Source organism: Microbacterium sp. ZW T2_14, assembly GCF_044987405.1.
GTDB lineage: Bacteria > Actinomycetota > Actinomycetes > Actinomycetales > Microbacteriaceae > Microbacterium.
In genome coordinates this window covers 1-21,460 of record NZ_JBJDRK010000067.1, presented here as the reverse complement: position 1 = coordinate 21,460, position 21,460 = coordinate 1, and the positions used below count along the sequence as shown (strand labels likewise).

The window sequence follows — 21,460 nt, the reverse complement described above, 5'->3', positions numbered from 1 at the left end:
GGCGCCGCCACGGACACCGGGTCGTCGGCATCCCAGCCCTCCATCACGCCCAGCGCGAGGGCGGCGTCGTCGACGGTGCGCGCCAAGGGTCCGTTGACCGAGAACTGCTGCAGCGTGAGGGCGACCGGCTGACCGCGGACGGCCGCGCGCGGCACCCGCCCCCGCGACGGTCGCAGCCCGACGACCCCGGCGGCGTAGGCGGGAAGGCGGAGCGAGCCGCCGAAGTCATTGCCGAGCCCGAGGCTGCTCATGCCGGTCGCCACCGCGACCGCGTCGCCGCCGCTGGATCCACCGGCGCTGCGGTCGGGGCGCCACGGGTTGAGCGTGCGGCCGAACAGGTCGTTGTCGGTATCCCACCGCATGCCGAAGTCGGGCATGTTGCCCCGGCCCACCGGCACGGCCCCTGCCCGCCGCATCCGTCGCACGATCGTCGCGTCCTGCGCCGGCACCGCATCGGCGTTCCCGCGCCAGCCGTTGGTCGTCGCCGACCACGTGAGGTCGATGTTCTCCTTGACCGAGAACGGCACACCCGCCAGCGGGCCGGGATCGTGTCCGGCGGCGACGGCCGCGTCGATGTCGGCTGCGGCTGCGCGCGCCCGGTCGGCGAAGACGACGGTGACCGCGTTCACCTCCGGGTTGCGCCGGGCGATGCGGTCCAGGTGCGCCTCGACGACCTCGAGTGCGGAGACGTCGCCCGCACAGACGGCGGCGGCGATCGACGCCGCGGACGCGGGCACGGGGATGGGCGGAGTCATGGCGATCCATCTCACCACGCGCCGGGACCTTCCCTCACGGCTAGCACGAGGTTGCACGGACGGCAACCCCCACGCGCGCAGGCGCACTCATGGTTAGCGTCGAAGCATCCCGCAGAGCGCGCGGGCCCCAAACCCCCACGATGGCGCCCCGCGGCAGGCTCCGATGGACCTCCCGCGGCGTGGCACCAGATGAATGGAGCGACAGTGGCGACGACGACCGCGAAGAAGAGCACCTCTCAGACGAGCACGAGCAGCGCTTCCAAGGGCAAGCGCCGCACGGCACGCGGCGGGGTCGGCGCCGCGCTCACGCCTGAGCAGAACGCCGAGCGCGGCTTCACGGCGTCGGAGACGCTGAGCGAGAACCTCCAGAAGGTGCTCGTCGACCTCATCGAGCTCTCGCTGCAGGGCAAGCAGGCCCACTGGAACGTCGTGGGCCGCAACTTCCGCGACACCCACCTTCAGCTCGACGAGATCATCGAAGCGGCGAGGGACTTCGCCGACACCGTCGCCGAGCGCATGCGGTCGCTGCACGCCCTGCCGGACGGGCGCAGCGACGTGGTCGCGGAGAACACGACCCTGCCGGAGTTCCCGCAGGGTGAGATCGCGACGAACGAGGTCGTGGATCTCATGACGGAGCGACTGGACGACGTGGCCGCGACGTGCCGCGACGTGCACGACGCCGTCGACGAAGAAGACCCCACGAGTGCCGACATCCTCCACGCCATTCTTGAGCGTGTCGAGCAGCTCTCGTGGATGGTGAGCGCGGAGAATCGCACCCCCAGGCGATGATCCCAGGCGCCCCGACGCTGCCCGCCTCCTCCCCCAAGGACCGGCGGGCAGCGCCATGTCACGCGACCTGCGTGATGTGAGCACGTCCCGCGCCACTAGAGTCATGCGCATGGCATCAGGCAAGCAGCAGCAGCACCAGCCGGAATCCGAACTGCACGGCGGTGTCCTCTCGGGCAACGGCAGCCCCGTCCTCTGGGGCTGGCTCATCGGTCTCGTGGTGTTCGTCTTCGTGGCGGTCCCCATCTCGATCGCGGTGCGCTTCGCCACCCACCCGGCGACGCAGGAGCTCTTCGGCGGCCGCCTCGAAGAGGCCAGCAACGCCGGCTACTCGACGTTCTGGTGGATCGTCGCGATCTTCCTTCTCGCGGTGCCCGTCCTGATCGGCTGGGGCGTCGCCAAGCTCTCGGGCCGGACGCTGGGGATCATCGTCGCCATCCTGGCCGTCTTCTTCATCGCGATCCTCATCTTCGGCCAGCTCTTCTGAGCCGACGCGAAGGAATCTTCGCGGTCCCGCCCCGTGCCCGGGGTACGCAGTCCCCGGCGCGGCGCACGTCCCGCCGCGACTGAGCCGGGTCAGACCTTCGAGGTCGCGGAGGCCGGCACGCGTACCCGGTCGGGTCGCGAGTACACGTTCATCGACGATCCGCGCACGAAGCCGACCAAGGTGAGTCCGGAGGCGGTGGCGAGCTCGACCGCGAGCGACGACGGTGCCGAGACGGCGGACAGGATCGGGATGCCGGCCATCACGGCCTTCTGGACCAGCTCGAAGCTCGCCCGACCCGACACCTGCAGCACGGTTCCGGTCAGAGGCAGCCGGTCTTCCAGCACCGCCCAGCCGATGACCTTGTCGACGGCGTTGTGGCGGCCGACGTCTTCCCGGAGCACGAGCAGCTCCCCCGAGCCGGCGTCGAACAGCGCCGCGGCATGCAGGCCGCCGGTCTTCTCGAACACGGTCTGACCGGCCCGCAGCGTGTCGGGAAGGCCCGTGATCACCGCGGCGTCGAGAGTCGCGGCATCCGTCGCCACGTCGTAGCGGGACTGCTTCTCGATGGCCTCGATCGATGCCGTGCCGCAGACGCCGCACGAGCTGGTCGTGTAGAAGTTGCGGGCGATGTCGGTGACCAGCGGCTCCAGGCCGGGAGCGAGCGCGATGTCGAGCACGTTGTAGGTGTTCTCCGTCGACGCCGGAGTAGCGACCGCGGGCCCGATGCTCAGCAGCGGCGTCACGGCGGCAGGCGCCGTGCCGGGGCCGCCGCAGTGGATCGCGGAGCGGAGGTCTCCGGCCGCGGCGATCACGCCCTCCGACACCAGGAAGCCGGCGGCGAGCTCGAGGTCGTGCCCCGGCGTGCGCATGGTGACGGTCAGCGGCTCGCCGACGATGCGGATCTCGAGCGGCTCCTCGACGACGAGGGTGTCGGCACGGCGGCGGACCGCGGCCTCTCCGTCGTTCAGCGAGATCCGGGTGACCGGGGCGCGCGTCGTGAGACGGCCCATCTCAGCCGCCGATCGCGTTCATCCCGCGCGCGGGCTGCAGGAACGACGGATCGTTGATCGCGTGACCGGGAAGCTTGCCGTGCACGCAGGAGCGCAGCATCCCGTCGATACCGGCGTCCACTGTCTCGTCGGAGCCGCCATCGCGGAGGATGGGCAGCACGTCGTACTCGGTGGTCGAGAACAGGCAGTTGCGCAGCTGACCGTCGGCGGTCAGCCGCAGGCGGTCGCAGTCCCCGCAGAACGGGGCGGTGACGGAGGCGATCACCCCCACAGAATGGGGACCGCCATCGAGGGTCCATCGTGCGGCGGGCGCGCCGCCGCGGCCGGGCACCGGGGTGAGGGTCCACCGCTGGGCGAGCGCGGCGAGGATCTCGTCCTGCGTGACCATCCGCGAGCGGTCCCAGGTGTGACCGGCATCCAGCGGCATCTGCTCGATGAACCGCATCTGCGCGTCGTGCGCGATCGCGAATTCCACGAGCTCGACCAGCTCGTCGTCGTTCACATCCCGCATCGCCACCGCGTTCAGCTTCAAGGGACGCAGAGCGGATGCCGCAGCCGCCGCGATCCCCTCCAGCACGTCGTCGAGCCGGTCACGGCGGGTCAGCTCGTGGAAGCGATCGCGCCGCAGCGTGTCGATCGAGATGTTCAGGCGGTCGAGGCCCGCCTCGATCAGGCCGGGCAGCAGTTCGGGCAGGCGGATGCCGTTCGTCGTCATCGCGATCTCGACCGGAGCGCCGGTCGGGCCTGTGATCGCCGCGAGCCGGTGCACCACCTCGACGATGTCGGTGCGCAGCAGCGGCTCGCCTCCGGTGAGCCGGAACGTGGTGATGCCGTCGGCCGCGGCGACCCGAGCGATGCGCTCGATCTCGTCGAGCGTCAGGATGCTGGTCTTGGCGAGCCACTCGTTGCCCTGCTCGGGCATGCAGTACGTGCACCGCAGCGAGCAGCGGTCGGTGAGCGAGATCCGCAGATCCCGGTGCACCCGTGCGTGCGTGTCGACCAGAGGGCTCCCGATCGCACCGCCCGGGGTGGCTGCGTGCTGCGCCGAGGCGTCGAGCCGCGGGGATGCCGCGGGGAACGGCATCCTTCGTCCGATCGTGACCGGGATCGCACTCATGCGCCCGGTTCCGATCGCTCTGCCCGGATCGCCATGATTCGAGGGTAGTCGCGCGGTGGCGCACACGGCTCCGGTGCGACGGATTATTCACGAAGCAACGGTCGCGCCGCGCGCCGATTGCTGCGAATGTGAGACCGCGAGACGATCGCGAAGATCGCCTGCCGCTGTGGTCTGACCACATGCTACTGTGTGGTCAGACCATACAGTCAGTCCGACGATCGGAAGCGCAACATGGATCTGCTGGACCCCCTGCTGCTGGCGCGCTGGCAGTTCGGCCTCACGACGCTGTACCACTTCCTCTTCGTGCCGCTCACCCTCGGCATGGCGCTGACGGTCGCGATCTTCCAGACGGCGTGGTTCCGCACCGGCAAGGTGAAGTGGCTCCACTTGACCCGCTTCTTCGGCAAGATCTTTCTGATCAACTTCGCGATGGGCGTCGTCACCGGCATCGTGCAGGAGTTCCAGTTCGGCATGAACTGGTCGTCCTACTCCCGGTTCGTCGGCGATGTGTTCGGGGCGCCGCTCGCCTTCGAGGGGCTGATGGCGTTCTTCTTCGAGGCGACCTTCATCGGGCTGTGGATCTTCGGCTGGGACAAGCTGCCCAAGGCGCTGCACCTGGCGAGCATCTGGATCGCGACGATCGGCGCATGGTTCTCGGCGTACTTCATCCTCGCGGCCAACGCGTTCATGCAGAATCCCGTCGGCTTCAAGATGGCCGAAGACGGCTCCCGCGCCGAGATGACGGACTTTTTCGCCGTGCTGACGAACCCGGTCGCGCTGGCGGCCCTGCCGCACACCCTGTTCGCGGCCTTCATGATGACCGCCGGCGTCATCGTCTCGATCTCGGCCTGGCACCTGCTGCGCAAGCAGAACGTCGACATGATGCGGTCGTCGCTCAAGTTCGGACTGTGGGGTCTGATCGCCGCGTTCGCGGGGGTCGCGCTCTCGGGCGACCAGCTGAGTCTCGTCATGGTGGCGACGCAGCCGATGAAGATGGCAGCCGCCGAGGCGACCTTCAACACGGTGTGCGGAGCGGATGCCTCGTTCTCGATCTTCACACTCGGCACGCCCGACGGCACGAGCGAGCTCTTCTCGATCCGCGTGCCGTACCTGCTCTCACTGCTCTCGACGCACTCGCTCGATGGCTGCGTCGAGGGCATCAACGACCTCAACGCGCAGTACACGACCGAGATGTTCCCGCAGTTCGCCGAGCAGGTGGACGGCAACTTCGCCCCCATCCTCTGGGTCACCTACTGGGCGTTCCGCTGGATGATCGGCCTGGGCGGCGTCGCGGCGCTCGTGGCGGTGGCAGGCCTCTGGCTCACGCGCAAGAACGCCAAGCGCGACGTGCCGGCGTGGGCCTGGCGGCTGGCGATCTGGGCGTGGCCGGCATCCCTGTTCGCGATCCTCGTCGGCTGGATCTTCACCGAGATGGGCCGCCAGCCGTGGATCGTGTTCAGCCTCATGCTGACCGAAGACGGGGTCTCACCCTCGGTGCCGGGCTGGACGGTGCTCGTCTCGCTGCTCGCCTTCACCGGGATCTATGCGGCGCTGGCGGTCGTCGAGTTCGGCCTCATCGTGAAGACGGCGAAGAAGGGGCCCGACCCGCTGCCGGGGCCCGACGATCCCGATGCGCGAACCCTCGCGGTCGAAGACACCCCGACGACGGTCTACTAGGAGCTTCAGGAGCACGTCATGGATCTCGCCTACTTCTGGTTCTGGATCGTCGGCTTTCTGTTCGTCGGCTACTTCGTCCTCGACGGCTTCGACTTCGGCGTCGGCATGTCGCTGCCGTTCCTGGGCAAGAACGATGTCAGCCGACGCCAGGTCATCAACACCATCGGCCCCGTTTGGGACCTCAACGAGACCTGGGTCATCGTCGCGGGCGCCTGTCTGTTCGCTGCCTTCCCGGAGTGGTACGCCACGCTGTTCAGCGGCTTCTATCTGGCACTGCTGCTCATCCTGCTCGCGCTCATCCTGCGCGGCGTCTCGTTCGAGTACCGCCACCAGCGCGACTCGCTGCGGTGGAAGAAGGGCTTCGACACGATGATCGTCGTCGGCTCGGCCGTGCCGGCGCTCCTGTGGGGCGTCGCGGTCGCCAACATCGTGCAGGGCGTGCCGCTCGACGCCGACCACGAGTTCGTCGGGTCGTTCCTGACGCTTCTCAACCCGTACGGGCTGCTCGGCGGGCTCACGACGCTGCTGCTGTTCTTCACGCACGGCGTGTACTTCGTCGCGCTGAAGACGGATGGCCAGGTCGCCGCCGACGCGCGCCGGCTCGCCGGCCGCGCAGGGCTGCTCACCATCGTCGTGGCCGCGATCTTCCTGCTGTGGACGGTGGGCATGGCGTTCGGCGAGGGCCGCGAGTTCGCCCCGGCGACCGCTGCGCTGTCGGCCGTCGCCGCCGTGCTGCTCATCGCGTCATGGATCTCCAACGCGCGGGGTCGAGAGGGCTGGGCGTTCGGGTTCGGCGCCGGCACCATCGTGTCGGCGGTGCTCGCCATCTGGTTCGCGCTCTTCCCGTACGTGATGCCCTCGACCGGCGACCCTGCCGGCTCGCTCACGATCGAGAACGCCTCCAGCACCGACTACACCCTCACGATCATGTCGTGGGCAGCGCTCATCTTCCTGCCGCTCGTGCTCGCCTACCAGGGCTGGACGTACTGGATCTTCCGCAAGCGCGTCACCCGCTCGCACATCGAGAAGGCGGCCGCGGTCGCGCACTGAGCCAGCGGATGCCGCAGCCCGCGGCATCCCTCCCCCCTCACGTCTCCTCATGCCCCCTCGGTTGACTTGCCGGTTATGTACGCGACACGCCAGCGTGTTGGGTACATGTACGGCAAGTCACGGGAAGAGCGGGGGGCGCGCGACGGCGGGCCGAGGAGACGAGAGGCACCGTGCCGATGGGTAGGGTCGAAGGAGCCATGGACGAGAACAACGGCGGCGGCCCGGCGCCGACGCGCACCTCGACCAAGCCCGTCGACCCGCGACTGCTGAGATACGCCCGCGCATCTCGTTGGTTCTTCCTGGTGATCGCTGCGATCGCACTCGCCCAGACCGCCGTGATCGTCGCCTTCGCGTGGCTGCTGACCCGTGCCATCACCGGAGCGATCGATGGGATGCCGCCGGCCGAGCTCGTGCGGACCCTCGGCGCGCTGGCCGCGGTGGTCGCGCTGCGCGCCGTGCTGCTGTGGGCGCGCGAAGCGGTCGCCGCGCGCGCCGCCGCGCGGGTGCAGACCCAGCTGCGCACGGCGCTCATCGCGGGGATCGGCGTTCTCGGGCCGGAATGGCTCGGAGCACGCAACTCCGCGGCCCTGGCGGTCACCGCCGGACGAGGGCTCGACGCCCTCGAGGCGTACTTCGGCCGCTACCTGCCGCAGCTGGTGCAGACCGTCGTCGCTACGCCGCTGATCATCGCGGTGATGTGGTGGCAGGACTGGATCTCGGGGCTCACGGTGCTGCTCACGCTCCCCCTCATCCCGATCTTCATGGTGCTCATCGGCCTCGCGACGCGCACGGTGCAGCAGCGGCAGTGGCAGACGCTGCAGCGCCTCGCGTCGCGATTCGCCGACACGGTGCAGGGCCTGTCGACCCTCAAGGTGTTCGGCCGCCAGCACCGGGCCGCGGCATCCATCGAGAAGGTCACCGACGACTACCGGCGCGAGACGATGCGGGTGCTGCGCGTCTCGTTCCTGTCGGGCTTCGCCTTGGAGTTCCTCGCCTCGATCTCGGTCGCGATCGTCGCCGTGTCGATCGGCTTCCGACTCATCGACGGATCGCTCGCGCTGGCCGTCGGCCTGTTCGTGCTGCTGCTGGCGCCCGAGGCGTATCTGCCGCTCCGACAGGTGGGTGTGCAGTTCCACGCGGCGGCCGAGGGTATCGCTGCGACCGAAGATGTCTTCGACGTGCTGGATGCCGCACGCGGGCGCACCGCGTCCCCGAACCGGCCGTCCGCACTCGGGGCCCTAGCTCCGGTCGTCGAGGCCCCGGCGGCGGTCGCCGAGGCCCCGGCGGCGGTCGTCGAGGCCCAGACTCCGGTCGTCGAGCGAGCGAGGAACGAGCGAGACGAAACGCCCCGGCGGTCCGAACCGCCTCGGAACCCTCGCGCCGCGTCGACTCGGCCACTTCTCGAGCTCGCGGCGGTGCGCGTGCGACGCGGACAGCAGTGGCTGCCGTCCGTCGACCTGACAGCCGGTCCGGCCACGGTCACCCTCATCGAGGGCCCGAGCGGGGCCGGCAAGTCCAGCCTGTTCGCGGCCCTGCGCGGCGCCGCGACGTTCGAGGGCTCGGCGAGGTGGAACGGCGTCGAGGTCCGTGACCTCGCGCCGACCGCCTGGCTCGCGTGGACCGGTCAGCGCCCGGGTCTGCTCGCCGGCACGATCGCCGACAACGTCTCGCTCGGCGACCCGACGCCGGATGGCGACACCGTGCGGCGGGCGCTCGACCTCGCCTGCGCGGGGACTCTCGACGCCGCCCTCGAACTCGGCGTGCAGGGCGCCGGACTCTCGGGCGGGCAGGCACAGCGCGTGGCCGTCGCCCGCGCGCTGTACCGTCACCTGCGCGGGGCCGCGCCGGTGATCGCGCTCGACGAGCCGAGCTCGGCGCTCGATCCCGAGACGGAGGGGCGGCTCTGGAGCAGCGTCCGCTCGCTCGCGGATGCCGGCGCCACCGTGCTGCTCGTGTCCCATCGCACCAGCGCCCGCCAGATCGCGGACGCCGTCGTCCGCCTCGCCCTTCGACAGGCTCAGGGACCGATCGAGGTCCTCGCATGACCATGGCCCCGGGAAGCGCGAAAGCGGTGCTGCGCGGCGCGATGCCGCCGGCGCGGCGGTTCTGGTGGGCGCTGGCGGCCGGCTTCGCCTCCGAGGCGTCCGCCGTGGCGCTGCTCGCCGTGAGCGCGTGGCTCATCGTGCGCGCGAGCGAGCAGCCGCCGGTGCTGTACCTGTCCGCAGCGGTGGTCGGCGTGCGGTTCTTCGCGATCTCCCGCGCCTCGTTCCGCTACCTCGAGCGTCTCACCGGCCACGATGCCGCGCTGCGGCAGCTCGCCTCCACCCGGTCCGATCTGGTGCGCCGGCTGGTGCCGTTGGCCCCGGACGGGCTGACGCGCACCCGCCGCGGCTCGGTCCTCGGGGCGCTCGTCGACGACGTCGACGAACTGCAGAACCTCCCGCTGCGGGTGGTGCAGCCGCTCGTGTCGTCGGCGCTCGTGGCGCTCGGCGCGGTCGTGCTCGTGGCGTTCGTGTGGTGGCCGGCGGCACTGACCCTGCTCGCGTGCCTCGTCGTCGCGGCGGCCGTCGCCACGCTGTGGGGATGGATGTCGGGGGCACGGGCCGAGCGCGACATCGCGCCTTTGCGCGCGCGCCTCGCGGACGCCGTGCTCGACCACATCGGCAGCCTGGACGTGCTCGCCGCGTTCGGCGCCGAGGCGCAGAGCCGGGACCGGATCGCCCGTGCCGACGCCGACCTCCGCCGGGCGGTGGTCCGCCGCTCCGGCGCGCAGGCGGGAACAGCCGCCCTCGTCTCGCTCGTGGCGGGCGCGGCCTCGATCGCGGCGGTGCTGATCGCGGCGCCGGCTGCGGCATCCGGAGCCCTTCCCGGCCCATCGCTCGCCGTCGTCGTGCTCGTGCCGATGGCCGTCTTCGAGGTGTTCGCGGCCGTCCCCATGGCCGCCTCTGCGTGGCGGCAGGTGCGCGCCTCGGCCGAGCGTGTGGCGGGCGCCCTGCCCGAGACGCCGCCGGCGGAGCTGGCACCCGAGACCCTGGAGTCCACCGGTGAGGCTCCCCCGCTCGGCGACGGCATCCGGCTGCGGGCGGCGGACGTGCGCTGGCCGGCTGCCGAGCACCCGTCGCTGCACGGCATCGACCTGACGATCCGCTCTGGCGAGCGGGTACTGGTGATGGGGGCGAGCGGCGCGGGCAAGAGCACGCTCGCGCACGCGCTGGTGCGGTTCCTCGAGACCGATGGCGGCTACGACATCGGCGACCGCTCCGTGCACGACCTCTCCCCTGACGACGTGCGGCTGACCGTCGGGCTGTGCGAGCAGCATCCGATGCTCTTCGACGAGGACATCCGGCAGAACCTGCTGTTCGCGCGCGATACGGCGACGGATGCCGAACTCGAGGCGGCACTCGCCCGCGTCGGCCTCGATGGCTGGCTGCAGGAGCGCGGCGGGCTCGACGCCCGTGTCGGCGAACGGGGCGTTCTCGTCTCGGGGGGTCAGGCGCAGCGGATCGCGTTGGCCCGGGCGCTGCTGCGCGGGTTCCCGGTGCTGGTGCTCGACGAGCCGACGGCCGGCGTCGACCCCGAGGCATCCGATCGCCTGCTCGTCGACCTGCTGAGCGCGGTGCGCGACGACCAGGCGGTGGTGCTGATCTCGCACGTCGCCGTGCCCGACGAGCTCGTCGACCGCGTCGTGCGCCTCGAGGACGGCCGCGTCACCGGATGACACAGGTCCGGCGTTCGATCCGGGTCGTCGAGCTCACCACGGCCTAGGCTCGGACCGTGAGCGACGGCATCCCGAACCCGTTCGAGGGTCTCGAGGCGCAGCTGCGACGTGCCGACCGGTTCCGTGACAGCGTCGACCCGGTGGCCGCGATCGCCGCGTACCGCACGTTCACCGAGTTCCTCCGCCCGCGCCTGCCCGAGCTGCGGATCGACGCCGGCCTGCCGGAGCAGACCGGCACCCGCAAGGACGGCCGGATCCTCGCGCACCGTGACGGCGGACGCGTCGATCCCGCGGCACTGAACCTCTACACGTTCTGGAACTCGCCGCTTGACACCGCGCCCCCGCTCGTGCAGGCGTGCGTGGGCGGGATGACGCGCCTCCATGCCGACTCGGCGACACCGCTGACCGTGCTCGACGGCGCGTCCGCGCGCGAGCTCGTGGAGATCCCGGATGCCGTCGCCGACGCCCTCGAGAAGGACCACCCCGCGCACTTCTCGGACTTCGTACGCGTCAGCGTGCTCGATCGCCTCGGCGGCATCTGGGTCGACGCCACCTGCTGGGCGCCGGCGCCCCTGCCTCCCGCCGTCGCGCCGCTTCTGACGGCCGGGGCGCTCTACCCCCGCTGGACCCGCCGCCAGATCGGCAACTGGTTCATCGCCGCCGTGCCGGCGACACCGCTCATCCGCCTGCAGCGGCTCGCGCTGGAGGCCTGGTGGCGGTCGGGTGGCGGCATCCCGGACTACTTCCTCTACCACCGCATCTTCGAGGTGCTCTTCGATCTCGTGCCGGAGTTCCACGGACAGTGGGATGCCGCGCCGCCGCTGTCGAGCGCCGCCAGCCACCTGCTGCAGCTCGGCATGATGCAGCCGTGGGATCCCGAGGCGCTGCGCTTCGTGGCGGGGGCGTCGATCGTGCAGAAGCTCAGCTACAAGTACGACACGGTCCCACCGGGCTCCGTACTCGACCGCCTGGTGTCGCAGCGCCCGATCCTCACGGCCTGACGCGACGGGCGCTGCGGCTCAGGGCTCGCCGACGGCGCCGCCCGCCGCGGCGGTCGCCGTGATGCGCCGCGCCATCCCCGCGAAGATGAACCCGTGGAACGGGAGGACGGCGAGCCAGTACAGCCGCCCCGCCAGCCCCCGCGGGAAGAACACCGCGCGCTGGTCGTAGCGCGAGCCCCCGCGCGCCTCGTCGGGCGACGCGCGCAGCTCGAGCCACGCGAGACCCGGGACCTTCATCTCGGCCCGGAGCCGCAGCATCCGTCCCGGCTCCAGGGCCTCGACGCGCCAGAAGTCGAGCGCATCCCCGACGGCGAGGCGGCCACGGCTGCGCCGCCCGCGCGCGAGGCCGATACCCCCGACGAGACGATCCATCCAGCCACGCACGGCCCAGAGCAGCGGCGACGAGTACCAGCCGTTCTCGCCGCCGATGCCCACGATGACGCGCCACAGCGCCTCGGGCGACGCCGGGGAGTGCGCGGTGCGGACGTCGCTGAACACCACGCGACCCGCCCAGTCGGGGTCGTTCGGCAAGGGGTCGCTCGGGGCGTCGAGCACGCCGGCATCCTGCCAGCTGGTCTCGATCGCATCGGTCTCGAGCTTGCCGAGCGCCAGCCGCACGGCGGTGCGGTACGGCGTGAGACCGCCCTCCGGTGGCGGGATGAGCTCGTCGATGCCGTCGTCCTTCACGACGCATTCGTTCTGGAGCGACTCGACGAGCGGCCGCGCGATCGAGCGGGGAATCGGCGTCACCAGGTTGACCCAGTGCGAGGCCAGTCGCGGCGTCAGCACCGGCAGGGCTGCGATCGCGCGCTGGCGCAACCCGGCCTCGACGGCGTAGCCGTTCATCATCTGCCCGTACCGCAGCACGTCGGGGCCTCCGATGTCGACGGCGCGGTTCACGTCGGCGGGCAGCCGCGCGGCACCGAGCAGGTAGTGCAGCACGTCGCGCACGGCGATGGGCTGGATGCGGTTGCGCACCCATTTCGGCGCCGGCATGTACGGCAGCACCTCGGTGAGGTGGCGCACCATCTCGAACGAGGCCGACCCCGACCCGATCACGACGCCCGCCTGCAGCACGATGGTCGGGACGCCGCTCTCGAGGAACGTCCGCCCCACCTCCACGCGTGACTGCAGGTGGGGTGAGAGCGTCACCCCGCTCGGGTGCAGGCCGCCGAGATACACGATGCGACCCACGGATGCCGCGGCCGCCGCGTCCGCGACGGTCTCGGCGGCACGCCGGTCGGTGTCGGCGAACCGCTTGCCGCCCGACATCGAGTGCACCAGGTAGAACACCACGTCCACGTCGCGCATGGCTTCACCCACCGCCACCTCGTCGGCCGCGTCGCCACGGAGGATCTCGACGCGGCCGCCCCACGGGAACGCCGCGGCCCGTGCGGGGTCGCGCGCGAGGACGCGCACCTCGTACCCGGCATTCAGGAGTCGCGGCACCAGCCGCCCGCCGATGTACCCCGTGGCGCCGAGGACCAGCGCACGCGGCGCGGTTCCGTCAGGGCGCGGCAGCGCCAGCAGTGCCGGCTCACGGCCGGTCGGCGCCGAGACATCGTCCACGGGGGCAGACTACGCGGGCGTGCCTCGCACCCGGACGGGTTGACGCCGGGCCGTCAGTCGCGTAGGTCAGAGGCGCTTCGCGAAGACCTGCGTGCCCTCCGGCGACGCGAGCGCTTCGAAACCGACGCGGGGATAGAAGGCGATGGCGCCGGTGTTGTCGGCCGATGCCACCAGGTGCAGGCCCGGCACATGCGCCGCGCGCAGGGCGTCTTCGAGCGTCTCGATGAGCCGGCGGCCCAGACCCTGGCCCTGGGTCTCGGGCAGCAGGTCGATGTGCAGGTGCGCCGGGTAGTCGTCGCCGAACGGCTGCGCACCGCCCGCACGGGCGTGCGCGTAGCGGAGGATCCCGTCCTGCCGGGAGTCGGCGGAGGACTCTTCACCCGGCGGTCGCGGCCAGCGGTCGGCGCGCCGCGGCCACCACTCGGTCGCGAACCACTCCTCGAACGCCGCGGAGTCGGGCGCGCCCACGATGTAGCCGACGACGCGGCCGTCGTCCGCCTCTACGACGAACGCGAACTCGGGGTGACGCGCCGCATAGGGCAGGACGAAGATCTCGGCCCACAGATCGTCGTCGTCGAGGATGCCGGTCGCGTCGGCTCCGGCATCCGCCGTCTTCAGGCAGATCTCGACGAGAGCGGGTTCGTCACCGGGGCGAAAGGGGCGGATTCGCGTCACCGGGCGAGTCTATGGGCTCCGAGTGCGGGAAGCTCAGGCTCCGACGAGTCGCACGTCGGCCGGGTCCACGCGCAGCGTGATCGTGTCGCCGGGCGCGAGCCCCGCGGCATGGTCGGCGGCGACGTCCACCGCCACGTCGGGATCGGCGGCGCGTATCCGCACCCCGGCCGGCGTCTGCTCGAGGCGCAGGATGCGTGCTCTCCACTCCCCCGCGGCGCGGGGCGGCCCGTCGATCACCCGGACGGCGCTCGGCCGGAATACCGCGACAAGAGACGGATGCCGCCGCTCGGCCGCGTGGGGCAGCGCCAGGTCTCCGGCACGCCAGGTCGAGTCTGCGGGTTCCAGGGTCCCCACCACCCGGTTGAGTCCGGCCACCGCCGCGGCGAACCGTGTCGCGGGCGACGCGAGCACCTGGCGCACCGGCCCGGTCTGCGTGACGCGACCGCCTTCGAGCACGACGAGGCGGCTCGCGAGCGCCACCGCGTCCACCGCGTCGTGGGTCGCGACGACGGCCGTCGTGCGCGTCGCCGCGAGCTGCTGGTGCAGCAGGGCGCGCACGTCGCCGGCGGTCTCGGTGTCGAGGGACGTGAGCGGCTCGTCGAGCAGGAGCGCGGCGGGCGCTGTCGCGAGCGCCCGGGCGAGCGCGACGCGCTGCTGCTGCCCGCCCGACAGCTGCGCGGGCCGCCGGTCCCCGAGATCCGCCAGCCCGACACGTCCGAGCCAGCCCGCGGCCCCGGCGGCCGCCGCCGTCTTCGTGGCGCCGTGGACCCGCAGGCCGAACGCCACGTTGTCGTGCGCGGTGAGGTGCGGGAAGAGCCGGGGGTCCTGCCCGAGCAGCACGACGCCGCGGCGCGCGGGCATCGTGCGGCGCGTGGCGGAGCGGTCGGACGTCCGCCGGTCGAGCAGCCGGCCGTCGAGCCGTACCTCTCCCTCGTCGAACCCCGTCAACCCTGCCAGCACTCCGAGCAGCGTGGACTTTCCGGCTCCGCTCGGGCCCATGAGCGCCACGACCTCGCCCGCCGGCACGCTCAGCGTCACGTCCAGGGCGAACCCGCCGCGATCCACGCGGATGCGGGCCTCCAGCCCCGGTGCGGTGTGAGTGTCCGCGACGCCGGTGGCGGCATCCGCGCCCGCCGCACCGCTCATCGCGGGGCCTCCGCGCGCCAGGCACGCACGAGCAGCAGCACGCCGACGGCGGTGACGAGCAGCAGCAGCGAGAGCGCCACCGCCGTACCCTGCGAGACGCCGGCGCCGTTGAACGCGGTGTAGATCGCGAGCGGCATCGTCTGCGTCACGCCCGGAGCGTTTCCGGCGAAGAGGGCCGTCGCGCCGAACTCGCCGATGGCGCGGGCGAAGCACAGCACGATGCCCGCGACGAGCCCGGGCGCCGCGAGCGGAAGCGTCACACGGGCGAGGATCGTCCAACGCCCGGCCCCCAGGCCCGCCGCCGCCTGTTCGAAGCCCGTGCCGGTGGAACGCAGTGCGCCCTCCAGGGCGAGCACGAGGAACGGCAGCGCGACGAAGGTCTGCGCGAGGACGACGGCGGTGGTGGTGAACGGGATGCGGATGCCCCACTCGGCGAGCGCGCCGCCCAGCCAGCTGGTGCGGCCGAACAGGAACAGCATCGCGACGCCGCCGACCATGGGGGGCAGCACGAGCGGCACCGTCACCAGGGCGCGCAGCACGGCCGCCGTCCGCACGGTGCTGCGGGCGATGAGGAGCGCAAGCGGCACACCGAGGACGACGCACACGGTGGTGGCGACCGCGCCCGTCGCGAGCGAGAGCCCGAGTGCCGACAGTGCTTGCGGCGAGGTGACGTCATCCCAGAGCGTGGACCACTGCACGCGCAGCACGAGCGCGCCCAGCGGCAGCACGAGCAGTGCGAGGCCGATCACGGCGGGCACCGCGAGGACGCGGGGGACGAACCCGGCGCGCTCCTCGTGCGTGCGCGCGTCGCGTGCCGCGGCGACGGTCACGGTGCCCCGAACCCGAAGGTCTCGAGCACGCGTCGACCGTCGTCGCTGAGCACGAACGCGACGAACGCGTCAGCCGCTTCTGGGTTTGCGCCGTCGTCCACCGCGGCGACGGGGTAACGGTTGACGACTTCCTCGGCCCCAGGCACCGCGATCGCCTCGACCGCACGCGTGGTGGCGGCATCCGTCACGTACACCAACCCGGCATCGGCTTCGCCGGCAGCGACCTTCGTGAGGACGGCGGTGACGTTCTGCTCGTAACTGTCGACGCTCGCCTCCACACCGGCGTTCGAGAGGAGCGTCGCCGATGCGGCACCGCACGGCACCTCGGCGGCGCACAGCACCACGGTCCGGTCGGGGTCGGCGAGGTCATCGAGGCCATCGATGCGGCCAGGATCGCCCGCGGGAACCACGAGCGTCAGGGTGTTCGTGGCGAAAAGCGCGGGATCGCTCGCGAGGCCCGCATCGACGACCTTCCCCATGTTCCGCTCGTCGGCCGCCGCGAAGACATCGGCCGGGGCGCCCTCGATGATCTGCGTCGCCAGCGTGGACGAGCCGTCGTAGGTGACGGGCTGCACATGGAGGGACGGATGCCGCTGCTTGAACTGCATCGCCAACTCGTCGAATGCCCCCTGCAGCGACGCCGCGGCGTAAACGGTGAGCTCGCCGGACAGCTCGGGCTCCGACGTCGCCGTCTCCGATGACGTCGCGCCCGGATCCCTGTCGACCGCCGTCGCGCAGCCGGCGAGCGCGAGCACGAGCGCGGCGAGGACCGCTGCTGCGCGAATGGTGGCACCGCGGCGCACGTCAGGCCTTCGGGGTCTCGACGATCACCGTCGTCGCCTTGACGACGGCGACAGCGAGCGAGCCGGGTTCGAGACCCAGCTCGCGCACCGCCTCGGACGACATGAGCGAGACCACGCGGTGCGGGCCGGACTGGATGTCGACCTGCGCCATGACGCCGTCGAGCTGCACCCGCGTGACGAGCCCGACGAAGCGGTTGCGTGCGCTCGAGAGCCGATCGGCCGAGTCCCCGGGAGCCGCGGCCAGCTCGACGGCGCGCGCGGCGAGCGCGTCGCCGGGGATCTCGACGGGCGATGCCCCGGTCGTCGGCAGCGTGCCCGCCTCGATCCACCGGCGGACGGTGTCGTCGCTCACCGCGAGCAGCCGCGCCGCCTCGGAGATCTTGTAGCTCGCCACAGCGTCACGTTATCACCGCAGATGCGGTTGCTCCATGCGGTTTTCGCCGCATGCGCGGACACGACTCGGCTGCTCCGCTGCCGACGCGGTCCGGCACCGATCACATCGCCGTCGAGCCCGCGGCGCGCCGACCCCCCCGACGCCGCTTCGTGTCGCCTCGCCGGCATCCTCCGCTCCCGCTGGGGTGTCACGACACGCCGCAACGCCGGCGTCGAAGCCACAGCTCGTGACACCCGAACCGTCCGCGCACCCGCTCGGGTGTCACGACATTCCGCAATGCCGGGGTCGAAGCCACAAGTCGCGACATGCGAACCGTCCGTGCACCCGCTCGGGGCCTCGGCGTTGAAGGGAGGCACCCGCGGCGGGAGTACTCTCGGCGAGACGACGGCGACGCTTCCCGCCGATGCCCACGTGCACAGCGAGTGGTCGTGGGACTGCGGCTCGGATCCGGCATCGCACGGCTCGATGGTCCGTACCTGCGAGCGTGCGGTCCGGATCGGGCTCCCGGCGATCGTGTTCACCGAGCACCTCGACTTCGAGCACGACTGGAGAGTCGACGACGGCGACATCGGCGAACACGCGCAGAAGTACGTCGACGAACGCGGGCATGTGCACTTGCCCTCGTTCGATGTCGAGGGCTATCTCACGGCGATCGAACGGTGCCGTCACGACTTCCCCTCCCTGCGCATCCTCACGGGTGTGGAGTTCGGGCAGCCGCACCTGCACGACGAGTACGCCGCCGATCTGCTCTCGAGTGGGGCGATCGATCGGGTCAACGGGTCGTTGCACATGCTTCCCTTCGACGACGTCCACCGCACCGAGCCGACCACGTTGTACCGCCACCTGCCGGCCGACGACGTGATGTGGAGCTACCTCGAGGAGATCCCGCGCATGATCGCCGGGTCGGATTCCTTCGCGGTGTTCACTCATATCGATTACGCCGTGCGCTCCTGGCCGGTCACCGAGGCCGGGCCATTCGACCCGCGCAGGTTCGAGGGCGGGTTCCGGGCCGCGATGCGCGCGATCGCGGCGTCGGATCGCGCCCTCGAGATGAACACCCGGCGGCTCTGGCCGTGGGTTCCGCAGTGGTGGGCGGAGGAAGGCGGGCGCCGCGGTCACGTTCGGCAGCGACGCCCACGGACCCGACATGCTCGCCGCACACTTCCCGGAGGCGACGGCGATGCTCGAGCACTTCGGATTCCGGCCGGGCGGGCGTCCCGAGGACTTCTGGACCCGCTGATCCCGAGTGGGGCGCCCGTGCGTCACGGGTGCAGGATCGGAGCATGGCACTCGTCCCCGCTCCCATCTCGGCCTTCATCGACGCAACGAACGCCGGCGACTCCGATGCCTTCGTCGCGGCCTTCACCGAGGATGGCTCGCTCGACGACTGGGGTCGGGTCGCGCGTGGGCATGTCGGCATCCGACAGTGGGACCGCACCGACAACATCGGCAAGCAGTCGCATTTCGAGCTCGTCGACATCGCCCAGGAGGCGGCGCCGGAGACGTACCTCGTGCACCTCGCGGTCAGTGGCGACGGATTCAACGGCACCAGCCCGTTCCGCTTCTCCCTGCGCGACGGGCTGATCCAGAGCGTGGTCATCCTCCCGGAGTGAGGTGGGACAAGGGCTGTCGATCGGGACGACCTTCGATCGTCATCCCGCTGAAGGGCCGTCGCCGAGGCCATACTCGTCACAGCTGCGACGGCCAGAGAGAGGAGACATCATGTCGGACAACACCGGCCCCCTGGACATCAGTTTCACCGCCACGCTGGGAAAGGCTCAGCCGGGCGACACGTGGACCTGCGTGAAGCTGCCCGACTCCGCCGAGATCTTCGGCACCCGCGGACTCGTCAAGGTGGCGGGCACCGTCGACGGGCATCCCTTCGAAGGCGCCTTCATGGCGCTGGGCGACGGGACGCACAAGCTCCCGATCAACGCCGAGGTCCGAAAGGCGATCGGCAAGACCGACGGCGACGCGGTGGACGTCCACCTCACGCGGCGCCGCTCGTAGGCCGCCGAGGAACCTCGCCGCGGACCCGGCCGGGCCGACGCGTCAGTCAGCGGGTGGCCGGCGCAGCCGTTTGACGTCGGTGCGCTGCTTCTTCGCACTGAGGCGCCGCTCCTGGGCGCCGCGGGTCGGCTTGGTCGGTCGTCGCGAGGGCGACGGCGGGCGGAGCGCGTCGGCGACGAGGGTGGCGAGGCGTGCACGCGCGGCATCCCGGTTGCGCAGCTGCGCGCGATGCTCGGATGCCGCGATCGTCAGCACCCCCTCGACGAGGCGCCCGCTCAGCCGGGCGAGCAGCCTCTCGCGCTGATGCGGCGAGAGCACGCCCGAGCGCGACACATCCCACACCAGTTCGGCACGGGAGTCGGCCGTGTTCACCCCCTGCCCGCCGGGACCGGACGACCGGGAGAACCGCCAGGTCAACTCCGACTCGGGGATGGTGAGCCCCGAGCCCACCCGGAGGCCGGGACGGTGGGCAGCGGGCATGGGTCCATCATCCTCTTGCGGGCGGGGCGGTGGCCACCGGTGGCCGGGCCCGATCGATAGGGTCGGGACATGGTGCAGCGGAGTGGCAGGGAACTCGTGGCGTGGGTGATCGCGGGGATTCTCCTCCTCGTGGGAGTCGTCGCGATCGTCATCGGGATGACGTCGCAGCCGTTCGGGTCCTTCGGGTGGTTCGCCTACCAGCCCCTCGCCGACGTCGCCTTCGCGCCCGGCGACGTCGTCTTCGTCTCGCGCACCACGATCGTCGGGTTCGCGGCGTTGAGCCTCGGCCTCATCACGCTCGCGTTCGTCGTCGGCCGGCGTCTCGCGCGGCGATCCGCCGGCTGACCGCACCTCGATCCGCCGACTGACCGCACCTCGAGGCGGGGTTCCGGTCCGGGAACGGCCGCGCCGGCATCTTCGTGCGACCACAGCCCCGTGCGCAAGCCCCCTCGATTCTTCGCCGCGCCTGCCTAGCCTCACCTCAGGGAGATCTCAGACGCGACATCAGCCGATTGTGATCGGCGGGCGTCGCCATCGGAGGGGAGGGAACATGTCCGAGGAGCAGGCGCATCACCAGGTGGTCGTCATCGGCGGAGGCAACGGCGGAATATCGGTCGCCGCGCGATTGCGGCGCTCGGGCGTCGACGACATCGCGATCATCGAGCCGCGCGAGCAGCACCTGTACAAGCCGTTGTTCTCGCATGTCGCCGGCGGCACGGCGCGCGCCGGCATCACCGTTCGCCCGCAGCGAGAGGTGATGCCGAAGGGCGTGGAGTGGATCCAGGATGCCGTCACCACGGTCCAGCCCGACGCCAACGCGGTCGTGCTCGACAGCGGTGACCGGGTGACGTTCGACCAGCTCATCGTGTGCCCGGGCATCCAGCTCGACTGGGAACGCATACCGGGCCTGGCCGAGGCGATGCAGACGCCGGCCGCGGCATCCCACTACGAATTCGAGCTGGCGCAGAAGGCGTCGCTGCTGCTGCGCGACCTGAAGGAGGGCACTGTCGTCTTCACCCAGCCCGACGGTCCCGCCTCGTGCGCAGCCGCCGCACAGAAGCCGATGTATCAGGCCTGCGACTACTGGCGTGCCACAGGGGTGCTGGACAGGATCCGGGTCGTGATGGTGGTGCCGACCGAGTCCGCGTTCCTGCCGCCGTTCGATCGCGAGCTCGAGCGCAAGATCGAGGAGTACGGCATCGAGCTGCGCACCCGTTCGGTGCTCCTGCGCGTGGACTCCGCCGCCCAGGAGGTGGTGATCGGCGGCCCCGAGGGGCCCGAGCACCTGCACTACGACGTACTCAACGTGGAACCGCCGCAGTCCGCGCCGGATTGGCTCAAGGCGTCGATGCTCCCGGCGCCGAGCTCGTCGGGCGGCTTCGTGGAGGTCGATCCACGGACGCTGCGGCATCCGCGATTCCCCGATGTGTGGGCGCTGGGCGACGCCGCCGCGACGACGAACTCGAAGAGCGGCGGCGCGCTGCGCAAGCAGACCTGGGTGCTGGCCAAGAACCTCTCGCGGGTGCTCCGCGGGAAGGCGCCGAAAGCACGCTACGACGGCTACGCGGTGTGCCCGTTCACCGTCTCGCGATCCACGGTCGTGTGGGCCGAGTTCGACGACACCGGCACGCAGAAGCCGACCATCCCGTTCTTCCGGCGGATGTACCGCGAGAGCCGGCTGTCGTGGATCTTCGACCGCCACGTCCTGCCCTGGGTCTACTGGAATCTCATCCTGACCGGACGCGTCTGAGCCGGCGGACCCCGACCGCGGTCGCTGCCCCCAGACATGATCGAGCGGCCGGCGCCCGACCCCCGATGCGCGCGGCGTAGCCTGTCGATATGGCCTTTCCCCCACTCGTCGAGCCGCTCGCCGAGCTGAGCGATCCGGAGCGGACGCGCACCGCGCGACACCGCGTGCTCGCCGGCTTCGGCGATGTCGCGCAGCGCCGCCT

The 21,460-nt window shown here is 71.4% G+C and carries 21 protein-coding genes and 1 pseudogene; 12 read left to right on the top strand and 10 right to left on the bottom strand.

Annotation, left to right across the window (positions count from 1 at the left end; genetic code table 11):
• On the bottom strand, positions 1–755 hold a 755-nt coding region (locus ACI3KY_RS17775; RefSeq protein ID WP_404931470.1), incomplete at its 3' end, for an amidase.
• 204 nt (positions 756–959) lie between these two features.
• Between ACI3KY_RS17775 and ACI3KY_RS17770 the strand changes: the two genes are divergently transcribed.
• Together ACI3KY_RS17770 and ACI3KY_RS17765 are read left to right on the top strand one after the other, a co-directional pair.
• Complete coding sequence (locus ACI3KY_RS17770) at positions 960–1,544, top strand: Dps family protein (protein WP_404931469.1); 585 nt, start codon at positions 960–962, stop codon at positions 1,542–1,544.
• Between the two features lie 109 nt (positions 1,545–1,653).
• Positions 1,654–2,028 carry a hypothetical protein gene (locus ACI3KY_RS17765; RefSeq protein WP_404931468.1) on the top strand — a complete coding sequence of 125 codons (375 nt, stop codon included), beginning with the start codon at positions 1,654–1,656 and terminating at the stop codon, positions 2,026–2,028.
• An 89-nt stretch (positions 2,029–2,117) separates the two neighbouring features.
• Here the strand turns inward: ACI3KY_RS17765 and fdhD are convergent, their stop codons facing one another.
• Together fdhD and moaA are read right to left on the bottom strand one after the other, a co-directional pair.
• Positions 2,118–3,038, bottom strand: a complete 921-nt coding sequence (fdhD, locus tag ACI3KY_RS17760) for a formate dehydrogenase accessory sulfurtransferase FdhD (RefSeq protein ID WP_404931467.1) — start codon at positions 3,036–3,038, stop codon at positions 2,118–2,120.
• Position 3,039: 1 nt separating this feature from the next.
• Entirely contained in the window at positions 3,040–4,155 is a 1,116-nt protein-coding gene (gene moaA / locus ACI3KY_RS17755) for a GTP 3',8-cyclase MoaA (protein ID WP_404931466.1), read from the bottom strand.
• Between the two features lie 231 nt (positions 4,156–4,386).
• Here moaA and ACI3KY_RS17750 point away from each other — a divergent pair, with 231 nt between their 5' ends.
• From ACI3KY_RS17750 to ACI3KY_RS17730, 5 genes are all read left to right on the top strand, one after another.
• Positions 4,387–5,832 (top strand): cytochrome ubiquinol oxidase subunit I, encoded by a 1,446-nt coding sequence (locus ACI3KY_RS17750; protein ID WP_404931465.1) that lies wholly within the window; start codon positions 4,387–4,389, stop codon positions 5,830–5,832.
• A gap of 18 nt (positions 5,833–5,850) precedes the next feature.
• Complete coding sequence (gene cydB, locus ACI3KY_RS17745) at positions 5,851–6,882, top strand: cytochrome d ubiquinol oxidase subunit II (RefSeq protein WP_404931464.1); 1,032 nt, start codon at positions 5,851–5,853, stop codon at positions 6,880–6,882.
• A gap of 197 nt (positions 6,883–7,079) precedes the next feature.
• Complete coding sequence (gene cydD / locus ACI3KY_RS17740; protein WP_404931463.1) at positions 7,080–8,927, top strand: thiol reductant ABC exporter subunit CydD; 1,848 nt, start codon at positions 7,080–7,082, stop codon at positions 8,925–8,927.
• Positions 8,924–10,600 carry a thiol reductant ABC exporter subunit CydC gene (gene cydC, locus ACI3KY_RS17735; RefSeq protein WP_404931462.1) on the top strand — a complete coding sequence of 559 codons (1,677 nt, stop codon included), beginning with the start codon at positions 8,924–8,926 and terminating at the stop codon, positions 10,598–10,600. Before cydD ends, cydC begins: the two co-directional genes overlap by 4 nt.
• A 56-nt stretch (positions 10,601–10,656) precedes the next feature.
• Positions 10,657–11,601, top strand: a complete 945-nt coding sequence (locus ACI3KY_RS17730) for a capsular polysaccharide synthesis protein (protein WP_404931461.1) — start codon at positions 10,657–10,659, stop codon at positions 11,599–11,601.
• Positions 11,602–11,619: 18 nt separating this feature from the next.
• On the opposite strand, the gene ACI3KY_RS17725 is transcribed toward ACI3KY_RS17730, so the two are convergent.
• The 6 genes from ACI3KY_RS17725 to ACI3KY_RS17700 form a co-directional block, all read right to left on the bottom strand.
• Entirely contained in the window at positions 11,620–13,170 is a 1,551-nt protein-coding gene (locus ACI3KY_RS17725) for an SDR family oxidoreductase (RefSeq protein ID WP_404931460.1), read from the bottom strand.
• 66 nt (positions 13,171–13,236) lie between these two features.
• The gene (locus ACI3KY_RS17720) at positions 13,237–13,845 is read right to left on the bottom strand and encodes a GNAT family N-acetyltransferase (protein WP_404931459.1); all 609 of its coding nucleotides are present in this window, start codon (positions 13,843–13,845) and stop codon (positions 13,237–13,239) included.
• Between the two features lie 33 nt (positions 13,846–13,878).
• Positions 13,879–14,991: a sulfate/molybdate ABC transporter ATP-binding protein gene (locus tag ACI3KY_RS17715; protein WP_404931458.1), complete on the bottom strand. Its 1,113-nt coding sequence runs from the start codon at positions 14,989–14,991 to the stop codon at positions 13,879–13,881.
• Positions 14,988–15,821: an ABC transporter permease gene (locus ACI3KY_RS17710; protein ID WP_404931457.1), complete on the bottom strand. Its 834-nt coding sequence runs from the start codon at positions 15,819–15,821 to the stop codon at positions 14,988–14,990. Before ACI3KY_RS17710 ends, ACI3KY_RS17715 begins: the two co-directional genes overlap by 4 nt.
• Positions 15,818–16,624: a molybdate ABC transporter substrate-binding protein gene (modA, locus tag ACI3KY_RS17705; protein ID WP_404931456.1), complete on the bottom strand. Its 807-nt coding sequence runs from the start codon at positions 16,622–16,624 to the stop codon at positions 15,818–15,820. The genes ACI3KY_RS17710 and modA overlap by 4 nt, the downstream gene beginning before the upstream one ends.
• Before the next feature lies 1 nt (position 16,625).
• The gene (locus ACI3KY_RS17700) at positions 16,626–17,018 is read right to left on the bottom strand and encodes a molybdopterin-binding protein (protein ID WP_404931455.1); all 393 of its coding nucleotides are present in this window, start codon (positions 17,016–17,018) and stop codon (positions 16,626–16,628) included.
• A 21-nt stretch (positions 17,019–17,039) separates the two neighbouring features.
• Between ACI3KY_RS17700 and ACI3KY_RS17695 the strand changes: the two are divergent.
• From ACI3KY_RS17695 to ACI3KY_RS17685, 3 genes and pseudogenes are all read left to right on the top strand, one after another.
• Positions 17,040–18,017, top strand: a pseudogene (locus tag ACI3KY_RS17695) (PHP domain-containing protein); the annotation flags it as partial.
• A gap of 284 nt (positions 18,018–18,301) precedes the next feature.
• Positions 18,302–18,631: a nuclear transport factor 2 family protein gene (locus ACI3KY_RS17690; RefSeq protein WP_404931454.1), complete on the top strand. Its 330-nt coding sequence runs from the start codon at positions 18,302–18,304 to the stop codon at positions 18,629–18,631.
• 109 nt (positions 18,632–18,740) lie between these two features.
• Positions 18,741–19,028, top strand: a complete 288-nt coding sequence (locus ACI3KY_RS17685; protein ID WP_404931453.1) for a DUF1905 domain-containing protein — start codon at positions 18,741–18,743, stop codon at positions 19,026–19,028.
• A gap of 42 nt (positions 19,029–19,070) precedes the next feature.
• Here the strand turns inward: ACI3KY_RS17685 and arfB are convergent, their stop codons facing one another.
• Positions 19,071–19,508 (bottom strand): alternative ribosome rescue aminoacyl-tRNA hydrolase ArfB, encoded by a 438-nt coding sequence (gene arfB / locus ACI3KY_RS17680; RefSeq protein ID WP_404931452.1) that lies wholly within the window; start codon positions 19,506–19,508, stop codon positions 19,071–19,073.
• Positions 19,509–19,577: 69 nt separating this feature from the next.
• Between arfB and ACI3KY_RS17675 the strand changes: the two genes are divergently transcribed.
• Complete coding sequence (locus ACI3KY_RS17675) at positions 19,578–19,853, top strand: hypothetical protein (RefSeq protein WP_404931451.1); 276 nt, start codon at positions 19,578–19,580, stop codon at positions 19,851–19,853.
• 205 nt (positions 19,854–20,058) lie between these two features.
• Positions 20,059–21,258, top strand: a complete 1,200-nt coding sequence (locus ACI3KY_RS17670) for an NAD(P)/FAD-dependent oxidoreductase (protein WP_404931450.1) — start codon at positions 20,059–20,061, stop codon at positions 21,256–21,258.
• Positions 21,259–21,460 lie beyond the last annotated feature (202 nt).